The sequence below is a fragment of the Streptomyces sp. NPDC101234 genome (assembly GCF_044767525.1).
Taxonomy (GTDB): domain Bacteria; phylum Actinomycetota; class Actinomycetes; order Streptomycetales; family Streptomycetaceae; genus Streptomyces; species Streptomyces sasae.
Map to the genome: position 1 here is coordinate 169,843 of NZ_JBIWOA010000002.1, position 16,767 is coordinate 186,609.

The window sequence follows — 16,767 nt, forward strand, 5'->3', positions numbered from 1 at the left end:
TAAGGACTCCCCTGTGGCCACTGCCTCTCACCGCCGGTCCCTCCGCACCCGCCGTACCCTCGTCGTCTCCGCCGCCGTCGTGGCCGCCGGTGTCGGTGCCGGTGCGCTCGTGCTGAACGCGAACGCCTCCGGTACCGACCTCTACCACCAGACCCTTGCGGCCAAGGACGGCTGGGCGTCCTCCGGTTCCGGTACGACCGGCGGCTCGAAGGCCGACGCCGCGCACACCTTCACCGTCTCCACCCGCGCCCAGCTGGTGAAGGCGCTCGGGTCGGCGTCCGACACCACCCCGCGCATCATCAAGATCAAGGGCACCATCGACGCCAACACCGACGACTCCGGCAAGAAGCTGACCTGCGCGGACTACGCGGCGGGCACGGGGTACTCGCTGTCGGCGTACCTGAAGGCCTTCGACCCGTCGACGTACGGCCGTTCCAAGCTGCCCTCCGGCACCCAGGAGACCGCGCGGGCCGCCGCCCAGGCGAAGCAGGCGAAGAACGTCGTCTTCAAGGTGCCCGCCAACACCACGATCGTCGGTGTCCCCGGCACCAAGGCCGGCATCACCGGCGGCGATCTGCAGATCCAGAAGGTCGACAACGTCATCGTCCGCAACCTGACGTTCGCCGACGCCGAGGACTGCTTCCCGCAGTGGGACCCGACCGACGGCGACAGCGGCAACTGGAACTCGCAGTACGACCTGGTCACCCTGCGCGGTGCCACACACGTCTGGGCCGACCACAACACGTTCACCGACGCCGGGCACTTCGACAGCCTCAACCCGAAGTACTACGGCCGGGAGTACCAGGTCCACGACGGCGCCCTCGACATCACCAAGAGCTCGGACCTGGTGACCGTGGAGCAGAACCAGTTCAACAGCCACGACAAGACGATGCTGATCGGCAGCAGCGACAGCGAGCCCGGCGGCAAGCTGCGCGTCACCCTGCACCACAACGTCTGGAAGGGCATCGTCCAGCGCGCACCGCTGACCCGTGTCGGCCAGGTGCACATCTTCAACAACGTCTACGACGTCACGCCCCTGAACGGCTACACGCTGCAGTACAGCATCAACTCGCGTGCCAAGGCCCAGGTCGTGGCCCAGAACAACTTCTGGACCGTGCCCGGTTCCGTCAAGGTCTCCAAGCTGCTCAGCGGCGACGGCACCGGCTCGGTCGCGGGCAGCGGCAACCTCGTCAACGGCACGACGACCGACCTGGTCGCCGCCTACAACGCCGCGAACTCCAAGAAGATCAAGACGACGGTCAACTGGACGCCGACCCTGACGGCGGGCCTGGAGTCCAGCGCGAAGAACCTGCCGGCCGAGCTGGCGAAGACGGCCGGGGCGGGCGTGCTGACCGCGAACTGAGCCGCCCGCTACCGGGGGAAGCGGCGCGCGTCAGGCAGTACGCCCTTCCCCTGGTCCCCGCGCACGGGCACCGCTACGGGACCAGCACCAGCCGCCCGCGCACCCCGCCCTCCGCGAGGCGGGCGTGGGCCTTGGCGGCTTCGTCCAGGGGGTAGGTCCCGGCCACCCGGAGCGTCAGTGCGCCCTCGTCCACGAGTGCCGACAGCTCGGCCAGACGCGCACCGTCGGGGGTCACCGCGACGGAGGCCGTCCGTGTCCCGCGCACCGGGGCCGGCTCGCCGCCGGGCCGGACACCGACGTAGCCGCCCCCGTCACGCACCCACTCCAGGGCCGTCGCGCCGAGGACCGCCGCATCCAGTACGGCGTCGAAGCTTCCGGCCTCGACGGCACCCGCCGTGAAGTGCGCGGCGCCCAGCGACCGTACGAGCTCCTCGTCGGCCTCCCGGGCCAGTGCGGTCACCGACACCCCCCGACGGGCGGCCAGTTGGACGGCGAAGCCGCCCACCGCGCCCGCCGCACCGGTGACCAGCAGGGTCTGCCCCGCGGTCAACTCCAGCAGGTCCAGGGCCTGTACGGCGGTCAGCCCGTTCAGCGGCAGCGTCGACGCATGCGCCGCGTCCACCGTGGCCGGCGCCTTCGCCACCGCGTCCGTCTCCACCACGACGTACTCGGCGTGGGTGCCGAGCGGCCGCACCATGCCCGGGTCCAGCGCCACCACCTGGTCGCCGGCGCTCCAGGCGGTGGCGACGCCGGTCGCGTCGACGGTCCCGGCGACGTCCCAGCCGAGCCCGATCCGTTTGCCCGCACCGCCGAAGAACCCGGCCCGCACCCCGTCGTCCACAGGGTTCAGCGCGGCTGCCGCGACCTTGATCCGCACCTGGCGCGGGCCCGGCTCGGGCCGCTCGGTCTCCACGACCTCGACGACCTCGGGCCCGCCGAAACCGTTCACCACTACCGCACGCATCACGGATCACTCCCTGTACGACTGACTCCCGCCTCGGTCTCTCCGCGGCTGTCCGCAACCCTAGGAAGAGCTACTATCCGTTGGTAAGTAGTTACCTGAAGGTGCCTAGGTCCCCCGGAGGAGAGCCATGCCGACGACGACGGCGGCCCAGCGCCGCGAGCAGGCGCGCGTGGAGTACGACGCGTTCATCCGGGCCTGCCCCACCCACCAGCTCCTCGACCGGATCAGCGACAAGTGGGTCAGCCTGGTCGTGTGCGCCCTCTCCCCCGGCCCGATGCGGTACAGCGAGCTCGCCCGCAAGATGGCCGGCGTCAGCCCCAAGATGCTCACCCAGACCCTGCGCTCGCTGGAGCGCGACGGCATCCTCGCCCGCACGGTCACCCCGGCCGTCCCGGTCCGCGTGGACTACGAACTCACCCCGCTCGGCATCAGCCTCACCCTGTTGCTGGCGGGCGTGAAGGACTGGGCGGAGACCCATATCGAGGAGGTCCACGAGGCTCGCGAGCGGTATGACGCGGAGGGCGAGGGCTAGGTTCTCCGGGCCGGCTGTCACACATGTCGTGGCGCGTGCGTCAGGGAGGTGTCCGACACCTTGTTGTGAGGGGAGCCTCTCGTGCGTATCGCCCATGATGTCGTCACCGTTCTCGCGGCCCTGCTGGCCGGGTTCTCCGGGACGGTCCTGCTGCTGCGGGCCGACTGGATCGTCAAGGCGCTGACCGACTACCGGGTGCCGCGCGCCTGGTGGACCCCGCTCGGGCTGGCCAAGGCCGCCGGGGCGGTGGGGCTGCTGGTCGGGCTGTTCGTGCCGGTCGTCGGGGTACTGGCGGCCGTGGGGCTGCTGCTCTACTTCACGGGGGCCGCGATCACCGTGGCCCGGGCGAAGTGGTACTCGCACATCCCGTTCCCGCTGGTCTACGCGGCGCCGGTGGCCGGAGCGCTGGTGCTGGGGCTGATGAGCTGAGGGTGGTGGGTTGCCGGTTCGCGCGTCGGCCCTCCGGATCCGCTGGGCAGTGGATCCGGAGGGCCGACGGCTGTGCGTGGTGGTACGGGCGGGGTGCTGCGGCGGGCGTCAGGCGTCCGTGCCGCCGAAGCGCTCCTTGTACGTCTCCAGGTCCTCGTCCGTCAGCTTGGCGAACAGGACCGGGGGGACGGTGAAGGCCGTGCCGGCCGGGACGGCGGTGAGGGCGCGGGCCTCGTCGGCGGTGACCCAGCTCGCGGTGTCCTCGGTCAGGGCGAACGCCTCGCGCATCGTCTTCGCCGTCGCCGGGATGAAGGGCTCCGAGACCACCGAGTAGAGGTGGATCAGGTTCATCGCCGTGCGCAGGGTGAGCGCCGCGCCGTCCTTGTCCGTCTTGATCTCCAGCCAGGGGGCCTTCTCCTCCAGGTAGGAGTTGCCGGCCGACCACAGGGCGCGGAGCGCGGCCGCGGCCTTGCGGAACTGGAGGGCCTCCATCTGCGCCTCGTACTCGGCGAGGAGCTCCGCGATCTGCTCGCCGAGCTTCGCCTCCGCCTCGCCGGGCTCGCCGCCCGCGGGGACGTCGTCGCCGAAGCGCTTACGGGAGAAGGACAGGACGCGGTTCACGAAGTTGCCGAGGGTGTCGGCCAGGTCCTTGTTCACCGTCGCCGTGAAGTGCTCCCAGGTGAAGGACGAGTCGTCCGACTCCGGGGCGTTGGCGATGAGGAAGTAGCGCCAGTAGTCGGCGGGCAGGATGTCCAGCGCCTGGTCGGTGAAGACACCGCGCTTCTGGGACGTGGAGAACTTGCCGCCGTAGTACGTCAGCCAGTTGAAGGCCTTGACGTAGTCGACCTTCTTCCACGGCTCGCGCACGCCGAGCTCGGTGGCCGGGAACATCACCGTGTGGAACGGGACGTTGTCCTTCGCCATGAACTCCGTGTAGCGGACGTCGGTGTCGACGTCGTACCACCACGACTTCCAGTCGCGGGTCGACGGGTCCTGGTCCGCCCACTCCTTCGTCGCGCCGATGTACTCGATCGGGGCGTCGAACCAGACGTAGAAGACCTTGCCCTCCGCCGCCAGCTCCGGCCAGGTGTCGGCCGGGACGGGCACGCCCCAGTCGAGGTCACGGGTGATCGCGCGGTCGTGCAGGCCCTCCGTCAGCCACTTGTGGGCGATGGAGGAGGCCAGCTGCGGCCAGTCCTTGTCGTGCTTGGCGACCCATTCGCGGACCTCGTTCTCCAGCTTGGACTGGAGGAGGAAGAGGTGCTTGGTCTCGCGGATCTCCAGGTCGGTGGAGCCGGAGATCGCGGAACGCGGGTTGATCAGGTCGGTCGGGTCCAGGACGCGGGTGCAGTTCTCGCACTGGTCGCCGCGGGCCTTGTCGTAGCCGCAGTGCGGACAGGTGCCCTCGACATAGCGGTCCGGGAGGAAACGGCCGTCGACCGGGCTGTACACCTGGCGGATCGCCCGCTCCTCGATGAAGCCGTTCTCGTTGAGGCGGCGGGCGAAGTGCTGGGTGATCTCGCGGTTCTCCGGGCTGGAGCTCCGGCCGAAGTAGTCGAACGCGAGTGCGAAGCCGTCGTAGACCGCCTTCTGCGCGTCGTGCGCCTGCGCACAGAACTCGTCGACCGGGAGGCCCTGCTCCTTCGCGGCCAGCTCGGCGGGGGTGCCGTGCTCGTCCGTCGCGCAGATGTAGAGGACCTCGTGGCCGCGCTGGCGGAGGTACCGGGAGTACACGTCCGCCGGGAGCATGGACCCCACCATGTTGCCCAGGTGCTTGATCCCGTTGATGTACGGAAGGGCGCTGGTGATGAGGTGTCGAGCCATCGGGGGCTGCTCCCAGGTCGGTCTGTTGCTGCTATTGCGAACCTTGAAATCGTAGCCGACATGTGTATGCCGCCCGCTTCCCGTTTTATTGGGTGAGAAGCGGACGGCATCAGGGTGCGGTGGTGCCGGTGGGGCTACGGGCGCCAGTCGATCAGCAGGCCGTCGTAGAGCTCCGCGTCCGTGAGCTCCAGGGGGGTCGGGCCCGCGTGGAAGAAGGCCGTGTTGTCGGTCTTCAGCTTGCGCAGGTAGTCGAAGGCCTTGTTCTCGTGCTCGCCGAACGCGACGAACGAGAAGAAGAGGGCGGGGTGGGACTTCGCCGCGTCCGTGAGGGACTGGGTGGCCGGGGTCTTCGCGTCCGGGGCGCCGTCCGTCTGGAAGACGACCAGGGCGGGGGTGGCCGGGGTGGCGTTCTTGTCGTGGTGCTTGTCGTAGTGGGCGAGTACGGCCTCGACGGCGGCGTGGTAGCTGGTACGGCCCATCCGGCCGAGGCCGGCGTGCGCCTCGTCGATCGCGTTCTCGGCGGAGGCGGGGGTGAGGTCGGTGGTGCCGTCGACCTCGGTGGAGAAGAAGACGACATGCACGGTGGGGGTGTCGCCGTCCGGGGTGAGGTGGGCGGCGAGGGCGAGGGTCTGGTCGGCGAGGGCCGCGGCGGAGCCGTCCTTGTAGTACGCGCGCATGCTCGCGGAGCGGTCGAGGACGAGGTAGGTGGCGGCGCGGGTGCCGGTGAGGCCGGCCTTGGCGAGGGCGGTGGCGGCGGCGTCGCTGCCGACGGAGGCTTCGGCCTCGCCTTCGGCCTGGTCGTTCCCGCCCGCACCACCCGTGACGGTTTCGTTGTCGGGTGCGAGTGGCCCCTGTGGGGCGGATTCGCCGTCGGCGGCTGCGGCGGGTTCCGGGGTGTCGGTCTCGGCTGCCGCCTCGACCGGCTCCGGAGTGGCCTCGGGGGCGGGCTCCGCGACGATCTCGGCCACGGGCGCAGCCTCCGCGACCGGGGCGACCTCCTCCGCCTCCGGCTCGGGCTCGACGCTTGCCTCGGCAACGGCTTCGGCCTGCGGCTCGGGCGCCGCTTCGGCCTCCGGCTGCGGGTCCGGTTCCGGCGTCGTGGTCTCGGCCGTGGCGGGGGCGGGCTCGTCGGCCGGGGTGGTCTCGGGCTCGACGGTGGCGGTCGGCTCCGGCTCCGCGGCCGGGGCGACCTCGGCCTCCGGCTCGGGCGCAGCCTCGGTCTCCGGCTCGGGCTTCGTGTCCGTCTCCGCGACCGGTTCCGGCGTCGTGGTCTCGGGCTCGACGGTGGCGGTCGGCTCCGGCTCCGCGAGCGGGGCGACCTCGGTCTCCGGCTCGGGTTCGATGGTTGCTTCGGCCTTCGGCTCGGCGTCCGCCGCCGGTTCGGCAACTGCCTCCGTGACCGGCTCGGCCACGGGCTCCGCCTCGGCCGTGACCTCGGTCTCCGGCTCGGCCACCGCTTCGGCCTCCGGCTCCGGGGCCGCTTCTGCCGTCGGCTCTGCTTCCGGCTCGGTCTCGACCACGAGGGTCACCACGACCTCGGCCTCAGCGGTCGTCCCAGCCTCTTCCTCAGCCTCGGCTTCCGCCTCGGCGACCGGCTCCGCGTCGGTCTCGGTCTCGGCCTTCGCCTCGGGTGTGACCTCGGCGGTCGGCTCGGCCTCCGTCGCTGCCTCCGCCTCGGCGGTCGCTTCGGCCGCCGGCTCGGTCTCTGCCGTCGGCTCCCCTCCGACCTCAGCCTCGGCCGTTCGGGTTGCCTGCTTCGGCACCGTCACGTTGTCGAAAGCGGCCGACACCAGGTCGTGTTCGTCGGACGTCGCCGGGCGGGGTTCCGGGACCACCGTCGATGCCGGTGTCGACGCTTCAGGCGTCGGCGTCGGCTGTGAAGGGAGCTGGTCCGCACCCTCTGCTTCGGCGGGGCGCGGCTTTCGCGACCGGCCGAATGCGTTCCGCAGGAGAGTGAGAATGCCCATGTGCGCAACCCTTCGCGTGAGTTGATTCCCGTCAATCCCTGGCCAGGACGGACACGTAAGGTTAGCGGCCCCAGGTTGCGATCTTGGGGAGGGGCGGTGTCGTGCAATCGTCGGCAGCCCGCTGGACCAACGAGGGCGGGTTCCGGTGCTCTCGTCAGTGCGGGGACGCGATCGCTCTGGCCGCCGCCACCTCCTGGCGCAGGGGCTCCAGAACGCTGTCCGCCGGGCCCGTGAGGTCCGTGCGGACCGCGATCAGGGTCTCCGCCTCCCGGACGCCGTCCGCCAACTCGCGGAGCTGGAGAACCGCCTGGTCCACCTCGGCCGCGGCCGGGGGCGGCGCTCCGTGCCGTACCCGGACCCGGGCCGCCGTCGTCGCGTCGACGATGCGTTCCACGGCGACGACGAGCGGCCACCACGCGGCGGCCCGGCGGCCGGTGGGCGGGGGCTCGGTCAGGGCGCGCTGGAACTCCGTGCGGATGACCGACAGGTCGCGGTAGAGGCGGCGGCGCATCCGGGCGCGCGCGGCCGGGTCCGCGCCGTCCTTGAAGGCCAGCTCGACATAGGCCGCCGTGTCCGCCACCGCGTCGGCGAGGCGGTCGCCGACGCGGGTGCGCCAGCTCTCCGGCCAGAGCAGATAGCCGGCGACCAGCGCGATCGCGCAGCCCATCAGGGAGTCCAGGAGGCGGGGGAGGAGGAGTGCCGTGCCCTGGTGGTTCAGGACGTCGGAGAGGAGCAGGATCACCGGGGTGATGGCGGCGGTCTGGAAGCCGTAGCCGCGGGGGGTCAGGGCCGGGATCAGGGGGGCCAGGACCAGCAGCACCGCCACGTCCCACCAGCCGAGCGGCACCAGTGCGAGGACCGCCGCCGCCACCAGCAGGCCGGCCACCGTGCCGAGCGCGCGCAGCAGGGCGCGGGAGAAGACCGAGCCGAAGTCGGGCTTGAGGACGAACGTGATGGTGAGCGCGACCCAGTAGGAGCGCGGGACCGGGACGAGGGAGACCAGTGCCTGGGCGATGCCGATGCACAGGGCCAGCCGGATGCCGTAGCGCCAGGAGTTGGCGGACAGGACCATGTTGCGGGTGGCGCGGGCGGTGCGGATGCCGAGGGCGGCGGGACGGCCGAGGCGGTCGTCGATGCCCCGGGGGTCGATGTCGGGGGAGGTGGCGACCTCGGCGGCGTGGCGCAGGGCGTGGTCGGCGGCCCGGCCGGTCTCGTTGCGTGGCTCGGGCAGCTGCAGCCCTATCGGGCCGGTGTAGCCCGTCTCGATCGCGTCGGCGACATGCCGTACCGCCGCCGGGAGCTCCTCCGGGAGCGGCTTCCCGCTCAGGTGGATGGCGGGGGCGGCCTCGACGACCGGGGTGATCGCGTTCAACTGGGCCAGCATGCGGGTCAGGTCGCGGTTGCGGCCGTGGAACCGGGCGCGCCGGGCGAGGATCAGGTCGTACGACTGGTTCAGGGACAGGGTGACGGTGTGCCGGGCGCTGTCGTACGCGTCCTTGTGTTCGGCGTCCCTGTCGTGGTGGTCCGCGCCGCTCAGGGCGAGCAGGTCGGCGACGGTGCGGTAGGTGTCGGCGACCGCCGAGCGTTCCGGTACGCCCGAGCGCAGCGGCCAGGCCAGCAGGGCGAGCAGCAGGACCCACAGGCCGCCGCCGGTCATCAGCACCGGGGTGAGCCACCAGGCGCCGGGCAGCGGCAGGCCCGCGCCGATCACGGAGTTGAGCAGGAGGAGGAGTCCGGAGACGGAGGACACCGCGCCGATCGTCGAGATCATCCCGGAGAGCAGGGCGATGCCGGTGACGGTGGCGACGGTGACCCAGCCCTGGCCATAGGCCAGGGAGCCGAGGGTGACGCCCACGCCGCCGAAGAGCTGGGGGACCGCGATGTTGAGGATCCGCATGCGGTAGGCGTCGGCGGTGTCGCCGATGACCCCGGACAGGGCGCCCATCGACGCGAGCGCGCCGTACGCGGGCTGTCCGACCGCGAGCCCGGCGGCGAGCGGGAGCGCCAGGCCGAGGGCGGCGCGGACGAGGGTGGATCGGCTGAGGGGCGGGGCCTGCTGGGGCCGGAGGTTCCTCACCAGCCAGTCGGGAGGCGTGAGGCCGATGGGGAACTCGCGGGACATGCGCCCATTATCGGGGGCCGGTCGCAGAGGTCTTCGGTCACGGCCGTCCGTCCACCCGTGCCAGGAACTCCCCCAGCACCAGGTTGAACTCCTCGGGGCGTTCCAGGTTCGGCATATGGGCCGACGCGTCGACGACGTGGAGGGTGGAGTCGGGGAGGAGGGCGTGCATCGCCTCGGCGTCGGAGACGGGGGTGTACTCGTCGTCCGCGCCGACCACCACCAGCGCCGGGACCGTGACCTTCGTCAGCAGGGGGCGGTAGTCGGGGCGTTCGGCGCGGCCGCGCAGGGCCGCCGCGGCGCCCTCGGGATCGGTGGCCGTCATCATGCGGTGGACGTGGGCCTTCACGTCCGGGTGGGCGTAGGGGGCGACCATCTTCTCCAGGACCTCGTCGGCGTAGCCCCGCATGCCCTCGCGCAGGAGGCGGTCGGCCATGGCGTTCCTGCTCCGTCTGCCCTCCGGTGTCTCCGGCGTGGGGAACGTGTCGGCCAGGACCAGGCCCCGGACGCGCTCGGCGCCGAGGCGGTCGTAGCACTCCATGGCGATCTGGCCGCCCATGGAGAGGCCCGCGAGGACGCAGGTCCGTACGCCCAGCTCGTCGAGGAGTTCCGCCAGGTCCGCGGCGAAGCGGGAGAGCGGGGTGATGCCGGGGGTGACCGGGGAGGCGCCGTAGCCGCGCAGGTCGGGGGCGATGATCCGGCGGTCGGCGGCGAAGGCCGTCAGCTGGGGATGCCACATCGTGCGGTCGAAGGGGTGGCCGTGGATGAGGAGGAGGGGAGTGCGGCTGGTTTGTGGCGATGTGTCGGTGTGTGCGAGGAAAGGTGGCATGTGGTCGACCCTAGGTTCCCCCAACTCATCGGTGCAATAAGATCTTTGCTCTCGGTGCAATGTGGAGGGGGCATGACGGACTTTCGGGGGATCGCCGACCGGATCGCGCTGGACATCGCGCGGGGGCGGTTGCGGGCGGGGCAACGGCTTCCCCCGCAGCGGGCGTTCGCGCGGCGGCACGGGATCGCCGCGTCCACCGCCGGGCGCGTGTACGCCGAACTCGTGCGGCGCGGGCTGGTGGTGGGCGAGGTCGGGCGGGGGACCTTCGTCCGTGCGACGGAGGCCGCACCGCAGGGGCGGGCGCTTGTCGAGGCCGACCCCTCGCCGGTGCCGGTGAAGGTGAATCTGGAGCTCAACTATCCTTCCGTAGCAGGTCAGTCGGAGTTGCTGGCGCCCGCGCTTGCACCCTTGCTCCGGCCGGATGTGCTCACCGATGCCCTGCGGCCGGGGCCCGCCGACGGCACCCCGCAGGCCCGGGAGGCCGCCGCCGAGCTGCTCGCCACCGGCGACTGGCGGCCCGGCCCCGGGCGTGTCCTCTTCACCGGCAACGCCCGGCAGGCCATCGCCGCCACCCTGGCTTCCCTGGTCCGGCCGGGCGGCCGGCTCGGGGTGGAGGCGTTGACGTATCCGCTGGTCAGGGAGATCGCCGGGCGGTTGTCCGTCACGCTCGTGCCGGTGGAGTCGGATGCGGAGGGTCCCGTCGTCGAGTCCGTACTCGCCGCTCACCGGTCCGCGCCGCTCTCCGCCCTCTACCTCCAGCCGACCCTGCACAACCCGACGTCGGTGACGGTCACGACCGGGCGGCGCCTGCAACTGGCCCGGGCGGTCACCGACTTGGGTCTTCCCGTCGTGGAGGACCGGGTCTGGGCGTTCCTGCGCACCGGTGCCGAGCCGCCGCTGGCCGCCCTCGCGCCCGGCCTCGTGCATGTCGTCGACTCGCTCTCCAAGCGGGTCGCGCCCGGGCTCACCGTCGGCTTCGTCGTCGTACCCGAGGACCGGGTGGACGCGGTGGCGGCCGCCGTGCGGTCCGGGGGGTGGAGCGCGCAGGCGTTCGCGCTGGAGGCGGCCGTGCGGTGGATCGGGGACGGGACCGTGGCGCGGCTCGTCGGGGCCAAACGGGAGCAGGCCCGGCGGCGGCAGGGGCTGGTCCGTGAGCTGCTCGACGGGTTCGCCGTACGGGCGGATCCGTGCGGGTACTTCGCCTGGTGGGAGCTGCCCGCGCCGTGGCGGGCGGACGGTTTCACGGCGGCCGCGGCGGCGCACGGGATCGGGATCACGCCCGGCACCGCCTTCCGCGTCGATCCGAAGCGGACGCCGGACGCGGTGCGGATCGGGCTCGCGTCGGCGGACGAGCCGGAACTGGTGGGGGCGCTGCGGACGCTGGCCGCACTCGCGGCGGGCGGTCCGCGGCACCCCCTTCCGGACGGTCAGTCCAGCAGGCCGTCGTAGTCCGGCAGCTTGTAGGTGGTGTCGGCGTAACCACCGGACAGGTCCGTGGTGTTGTTGCCGATGTTGGCGATGATGTCGTAGCCGTCGGCCTCGATCGCCTTGCGCTGGGAGGTCTTGAAGTCGGCGACGCTCTCGCTCGCGATCTCGGCGAGCGTGCGGGTGTAGAGGCCGTCGACCGTGTAACCGACGTGGGTCAGGTTGTACTTGGTGGCCAGGTCGATCAGGTTGGTGCGGGCGCTCACGAAGAACACGCTGACGCCCTTGGCGTGCGCGTCCTGGGCGAGGGCCAGCACCGGGGCGGTGGCGGGGGTGGGATAGCCGCCCTCGAAGTAGCTCGCCAGCGAGGTGTTGTCGATGTCGAGGACGATCGCCTGCTTGGCGCCGGAGGTGTTGGCGGCGGCGCGGGAGTCGATGTAGGTCTGCGCGGGGCCGGTGACGGCGGCGACGTCGGACAGCCACTGGGCCTCGGTGACGGTCGAGTCGGCGGCCTGTGCGGGCAGGGCGGCGGCGAACGACAGGGCGAGGCCGGCCGTCACGGTGACAGCGGCACGGCGCGCGGTGAGACGGTTCATCGGGTGGGGGCTCCTCAGCTCACGTCGGCCACCGGTGTTCCGTACCGGCGGCCGTCGTTGCGCCACAGTGATCGGCCGGGGCGCCCGCCACATGACTCCTGGCGGAGCAGCCGGTTACGTGACTGGCATGTTCTGGTCAGAATTCTGTGAATCCGCACTGAGAGACGGGGAATCGGGTGTGTCGGAGGCCGGTTCGTGCACCGGGGAAGGGCGGCGGGAGTAGCGGCTGAGCCAGGCCAGGGCCGCGACCGTGAGGCCGAGGGCGAGCAGCAGCCAGGAGACCGTGCGCAGGGTGGACGTCAGGGCGTCGTAGACCGCGGCGGCCGCCGGGTGCGGGACGTCGGACGGCAGGTCGGCCAGGGTGAGCCGGCGGCCCACGGTGAGGGCCAGGCCCAGCAGGGCGCCGCCCAGGGCCGTGCCCAGCGCGGTCGCCGTGACGGCACGACGGCGGTGGACGGCGAGGGCGATACCGCAGACCGCGAAGACGACGGCCGAGACGGGAAGCCAGAAGCCGGCGACTTCGAGCACGTGGAACCCCTTCCGGAGCTGGTCGAGTTCGGCGGCCGGGAGGACCGCCACGGCCGTGTGCTGGACCGGGATACGGGCCGCGAACGGCACATGGTCCTCGGCGAGCTGGTCCCTGACCTGGGCGGTGACCGGGGCGAGATCGACGGTCACGGACTCCTCGCGCTCGTCCTGGAGCGCGCTCAGGACGGCGTCGTGGGTGGCCCGGTTGCCCGCGTCCCAGGCCAGCCGGAACGCCCGGGTCTGGGTGAACGAACGGACCGCCTCGCGTACGAACGGCGCGACCGTGCCGCGCATCGGCCGGCCGACGTCCACCTCGCGCATGATGCCGTCGCCGACCGTGTCCGCCACGGCGTCCCGGACGTCCGGGTCGTCGGCCAGCGGTGCCATCGTGCTGACGTACCGTCCGGTGTCCGCCAGCCCGTACGCCGCCCAGGCCGCCAGCGCGCCGAACGGCAGCAGCAGGCAGGACAGCGCGATCAGCAGGGCCGACAGGGCGCGCCGGAGGGACGCGGGCCGGTCGGGCCGGGTGAGCCGTGGTGGCCGCGCGGGCCCTGGGGGTGCCGGCGGCCCTGGGGGCGCTGGGGGCACTGGGGGCACGCTTCCAGGCAAGCCGCTGAGGGCCGGTCAGGCGAGCGGGAGGACTGCATCCGGGGCATCGGAAGACCCAAGTCGAGCCGAACGGACGGTACGGCGGCGAAGGCGCCGGAAATCCTTGGGGCGCCGCGCTCCGGTGGAGGGTTGACCCGAACGGGTGTTTCCTGGTTTCGAGGAGATCTGCGGAGATCTCCTCCCCGCCGGAACGACCGGAGCGGCTTCGCATGGACGTCGTCGAGCCCCCCGAGTGGCCTCGACGACTGGTGAGGGGTAAAAGGGGAATGCGTGGGCCCCGGCCGTGGCATGCCGGGGCCGGGGCCCACGCGTACGGCGTCGTACGACGCCTGTGAAGCTGGTCGTACGACACCCATGACGCTGTACGACGTCGTACAGCGTCGCGGCGCTACCGGATGCGATGCCCGGCCGCGTCCTCGTGCGTGTAGAAGCGGTAGAACGTGAGGATGAGGACAACGGCCGAGACGGCGAGCGACATGCCGACGGACCGCAGGATCGCCTCGCCGGTCGAGCTGTACAGGAAGCCGAACGCGATGCCGGCGAAGGCCGCCCACACCGCCGCGTGCAGCTCCCGGCGCAGCCGCGGGGCGAAGGTCATGACCGCCCACAGCACGACCGCGAACACGAACGCGCTGATGAAGCCGGACAGCAGGTTCCAGCCGGTGATGGGACCGCCGGCGCGGCGGTTGGCGGCGGCCCAGTAGCCGTAGATGAGGCCGGTCACCACGGGCATGGCCACCCGGGTCCTCGCATGGGTCCGGGTGCTGAAGATGTCGGGTGTACGGCCGCCCCGGGCCATACCGCCGGACGTGGGTGCCGCTTGAGCCATGAGAGCTCTCCTCTCTCCTCGCCCCCCACCTTCCAGAGCACACCTGCGGGTACCCCCTGGCAAGTCGGCCGACCGAACCCGTCGAACCCGTCCGGCCCCGTACGACATGCAGGCCGCCCCGGCGCGTGTTTCCCTGTCTCTCGTGACCGACCACCAGGCCCTGTGGCGGCGGAGGGATCTGCTGCGGGTCCGGGGTAGGAGCATCGCCTGGGTGCCGCCGCTCCTGCTGCTGGCGGGTATCACGCTGGTCGACCTCAACACCGCGGAGCACTTCCGGGTCATCTCCTGGATCGTGCTGGTGCCCGGTATCGCGGCGGCGATCTGCGGGGTCTGGACGACGGCCGCCTTCGCGGTGCTCTCGGTCCTCGACTACGTCGTCGTGGACAACTTCTGGCCCCGCCGGTACCAGGCCGGGCTGCCCGACTTCATCCTGGTCGCCCTCGCCGGGCTGCTGGCCACCCTCGCCTGTGCGTTCCGGCTGAACGGCGAACGGCGGATGCTGCACATGCGGGACATCGCCGAGACGACCCGGCGTACCGTGCTGCGTCCGCTGCCGCCGGGGTGGGCGGGGCTGGAGCACGCGGCGGTCTATCTCGCCGCCGACACGGAGGCCCGGGTGGGCGGCGACTTCTACGACATCCAGCCGGGGCCGCACGGGACGCGGGTGCTGGTGGGGGACGTCCAGGGGAAGGGCCTGGGCGCGGTGGAGACGGCGGCGGCGCTGCTCGGCACGTTCCGGGAGGCCGGCTATCACGAGAAGGACCTGGCGACGGTGGCCGACCGCCTGGAGACCCGGATGGTCCGCCACCGGAGCCACACGGTCGCCCTGGGCCACGACGACGGCGACCGCTTCGCGACGGCGGTCCTCCTGGGCTTCCCGCCGGGCGCCCCCGACGTCGTGGAGATCGTCAACTTCGGCCACGAGCCGCCGCTGGCGGTGAGCGCGACAGGGGTGCGCTCCCTGCCGCCGGGGCACGGACTACCGCTGGGTCTGGGCGAGTTGGCGTCGACTGACGGTCCCCCGCCGACCCTCACGGTCACCCTCTCCCCCGACGAGACCCTCCTCATCACGACGGACGGCGTGACAGAAGCGAGAGACGGCAACGGCGAGTTCTACGCCCTCTCCGACGACCTCGCCCGGTCCCCCACCTCCGACCCGCGCCTCCTGGTCGCCCAGGTCCGCGACGGCGTACTCCGCCACACCCAGGGCCACCTCTCGGACGACACCACGATCTTCGCGGTACACCGAGCCACAGCCCCCTAGGACCGCGGGAATCTACGCGCCCGGCACCGGCCGGTCCGGCACCGCCGGACACGACCATCGTGACTGAGCGCCGTTACGGCGGACAAAGGGACAGCGGCGGAGGGAAAGGGCGCAGTGGAGGAGGTAGGGGCGCGGGGAACCGCGCGAGCAGCCACGACGCACCCGCACACCGCAACGGCCCGAACGCGACAACGGCGGGCATCGGCCGGTCAGGCACCGCCGGGCACCGCCGTCGTGACTGAGCGCCGTTGCGGCGGGCAGGGGGGAGCGGTAGGAGGTTTGTGGGTGGGGTGGCGCGGGCTTTTCGTGTTGTGTGTACCCCGTAACACCCCCATCCCGGCCCAAACTCCTCCCGCGACCCCCGCTTTGCAAGCGCAGCGGTTAACGTGCTGACGTAAGTGAACCTGGGGAACAAAGGGGAGGGCCCGATGCCCGGAACCGTGTTGCTGCTCGCGGTCTCGCCGGTGGGCAAAGCGCGTCTGGTGGACGCCGCTTCCGTGCTCCCCGTGCTCGCGGCCGTACCCCCGGCGATACTCTCCGGCACCGACACCGCCAACGTCGTCGAACTCGCCGACCCCCTGGAGCCGCAGGCCGTCCTCACCCGGCTGCGGGCCGCCGCGGCCGCCCCCGGCCCGCTGACCGTGTTCGTCACGGGGCAGTTGCAGCTGGACCGCAGGCAGCGGCTGCCGCATCTCGCGCTCGCGCGGACCACGTCGGCCACCGTCCGCTACACCGGGCTCCCCTGGCACTGGATCCGGGAGGAGCTGCGGCTGCGGCCTGCCGGGGCGACGACTCTCGTCCTCGATCTGCACGCGGACCACGAGACCTGGGAGCAACTGCGCACCGTCCCCCTCGACTCCGGGCGGAACAACGCCGTGTACGGGCGTATCGCGCCCCGGCCCGCCCGGCGGGAGATCGCCGCACCGTCGTACATGAAGGCCGTGGCGACCGTGTTGCGGAGTGGGCACCGGCCGGCGATGGGGCAGTTGCACCAGCAGGTGCTGGCCCGGATCGGGGCCGAGGCCGCGGGCAATGTGCTGTTCAGTACGTACACGGCCGACAGCGGGGATCCGCACGACGTCATCAGCGCCGCCGCCCGGGACGGTCGGTACGCGGAGGCGGACGAGCTGGCGGCGCGGTGGGAGCAGGCCGCCGCACGGGCGCACGGGCCGTCGTCCGAGGACGCGCTGCACTGGTCCGAGGTACGGGCCGATCTCGCGATGTTCGCGGGGGACGCGGCGCGCAGTTGCCGTACCTGGCTGACGGTGGCGAAGGCCCGGCTGGGCGCGGGGCAGCCCGCCGACGCACCGCAGGTCGAGGCCGCCGTGGACCGGGCCCACCACCAGTGGGGTGCCATCAAGGACGCGGCGCGGGCCCGTGAACTCGGGCCCGCGCTCGCGGAGTTGAGACTGAAGGTGCCGGGCCGCCGGGAGGGTGCCCTGGACCATGTCCAGCAGCACCTCCGGCAGTTGCAGACCCAGTGACGCGG

Annotated in this window: 14 protein-coding genes; 6 read left to right on the forward strand and 8 right to left on the reverse strand. The window is 72.1% G+C overall.

Annotation, left to right across the window (positions count from 1 at the left end; all coding sequences use genetic code 11):
• Window positions 1-13: 13 nt before the first annotated feature.
• Window positions 14-1,363 carry a polysaccharide lyase family 1 protein gene (locus tag ACIRR9_RS04060; RefSeq protein ID WP_403747284.1) on the forward strand — a complete coding sequence of 450 codons (1,350 nt, stop codon included), beginning with the start codon at window positions 14-16 and terminating at the stop codon, window positions 1,361-1,363.
• Window positions 1,364-1,436: 73 nt separating this feature from the next.
• Here ACIRR9_RS04060 and ACIRR9_RS04065 read toward each other — a convergent pair whose 3' ends face one another.
• Window positions 1,437-2,327, reverse strand: a complete 891-nt coding sequence (locus ACIRR9_RS04065; RefSeq protein ID WP_403747286.1) for an NADP-dependent oxidoreductase — start codon at window positions 2,325-2,327, stop codon at window positions 1,437-1,439.
• A 127-nt stretch (window positions 2,328-2,454) separates the two neighbouring features.
• On the opposite strand from ACIRR9_RS04065, the gene ACIRR9_RS04070 reads away from it, so the two are divergent.
• Window positions 2,455-2,859: a helix-turn-helix domain-containing protein gene (locus ACIRR9_RS04070; RefSeq protein ID WP_365340559.1), complete on the forward strand. Its 405-nt coding sequence runs from the start codon at window positions 2,455-2,457 to the stop codon at window positions 2,857-2,859.
• Window positions 2,860-2,940: 81 nt separating this feature from the next.
• Window positions 2,941-3,288: a DoxX family protein gene (locus ACIRR9_RS04075; protein ID WP_403747290.1), complete on the forward strand. Its 348-nt coding sequence runs from the start codon at window positions 2,941-2,943 to the stop codon at window positions 3,286-3,288.
• Between the two features lie 108 nt (window positions 3,289-3,396).
• On the opposite strand, the gene metG is transcribed toward ACIRR9_RS04075, so the two are convergent.
• The 4 genes from metG to ACIRR9_RS04095 all read right to left on the reverse strand — a co-directional run bounded on the left by metG (window position 3,397) and on the right by ACIRR9_RS04095 (window position 10,027).
• The gene (gene metG / locus ACIRR9_RS04080; RefSeq protein WP_403747292.1) at window positions 3,397-5,112 is read right to left on the reverse strand and encodes a methionine--tRNA ligase; all 1,716 of its coding nucleotides are present in this window, start codon (window positions 5,110-5,112) and stop codon (window positions 3,397-3,399) included.
• 134 nt (window positions 5,113-5,246) lie between these two features.
• Window positions 5,247-7,079, reverse strand: coding sequence for a VWA domain-containing protein (locus ACIRR9_RS04085; protein ID WP_403747295.1), 1,833 nt, complete (start codon window positions 7,077-7,079; stop codon window positions 5,247-5,249).
• A gap of 154 nt (window positions 7,080-7,233) precedes the next feature.
• A complete protein-coding gene (locus ACIRR9_RS04090) occupies window positions 7,234-9,201 on the reverse strand; it encodes an FUSC family protein (RefSeq protein WP_403747298.1) in 1,968 nt (655 codons plus the stop codon).
• A gap of 37 nt (window positions 9,202-9,238) precedes the next feature.
• On the reverse strand, window positions 9,239-10,027 hold the full coding sequence (locus ACIRR9_RS04095) for an alpha/beta fold hydrolase (protein WP_403747300.1): 789 nt from the start codon (window positions 10,025-10,027) through the stop codon (window positions 9,239-9,241).
• 72 nt (window positions 10,028-10,099) lie between these two features.
• Here ACIRR9_RS04095 and ACIRR9_RS04100 point away from each other — a divergent pair, with 72 nt between their 5' ends.
• A complete protein-coding gene (locus ACIRR9_RS04100; protein WP_403747302.1) occupies window positions 10,100-11,476 on the forward strand; it encodes a PLP-dependent aminotransferase family protein in 1,377 nt (458 codons plus the stop codon).
• Here ACIRR9_RS04100 and ACIRR9_RS04105 read toward each other — a convergent pair.
• From ACIRR9_RS04105 to ACIRR9_RS04115, 3 genes are all read right to left on the reverse strand, one after another.
• Window positions 11,455-12,048: an HAD family acid phosphatase gene (locus ACIRR9_RS04105; protein WP_384572977.1), complete on the reverse strand. Its 594-nt coding sequence runs from the start codon at window positions 12,046-12,048 to the stop codon at window positions 11,455-11,457. The genes ACIRR9_RS04100 and ACIRR9_RS04105 overlap by 22 nt on opposite strands.
• A 114-nt stretch (window positions 12,049-12,162) precedes the next feature.
• Window positions 12,163-13,068: a hypothetical protein gene (locus ACIRR9_RS04110; RefSeq protein WP_403748158.1), complete on the reverse strand. Its 906-nt coding sequence runs from the start codon at window positions 13,066-13,068 to the stop codon at window positions 12,163-12,165.
• A 505-nt stretch (window positions 13,069-13,573) separates the two neighbouring features.
• Entirely contained in the window at window positions 13,574-14,014 is a 441-nt protein-coding gene (locus ACIRR9_RS04115) for a hypothetical protein (protein ID WP_403747303.1), read from the reverse strand.
• A 106-nt stretch (window positions 14,015-14,120) separates the two neighbouring features.
• Here ACIRR9_RS04115 and ACIRR9_RS04120 point away from each other — a divergent pair, with 106 nt between their 5' ends.
• Both ACIRR9_RS04120 and ACIRR9_RS04125 read left to right on the forward strand, forming a co-directional pair.
• The gene (locus ACIRR9_RS04120; RefSeq protein WP_403747306.1) at window positions 14,121-15,278 is read left to right on the forward strand and encodes a PP2C family protein-serine/threonine phosphatase; all 1,158 of its coding nucleotides are present in this window, start codon (window positions 14,121-14,123) and stop codon (window positions 15,276-15,278) included.
• Window positions 15,279-15,706: 428 nt separating this feature from the next.
• On the forward strand, window positions 15,707-16,762 hold the full coding sequence (locus ACIRR9_RS04125) for a hypothetical protein (protein ID WP_403747309.1): 1,056 nt from the start codon (window positions 15,707-15,709) through the stop codon (window positions 16,760-16,762).
• The last annotated feature ends 5 nt before the right edge of the window (window positions 16,763-16,767 follow it).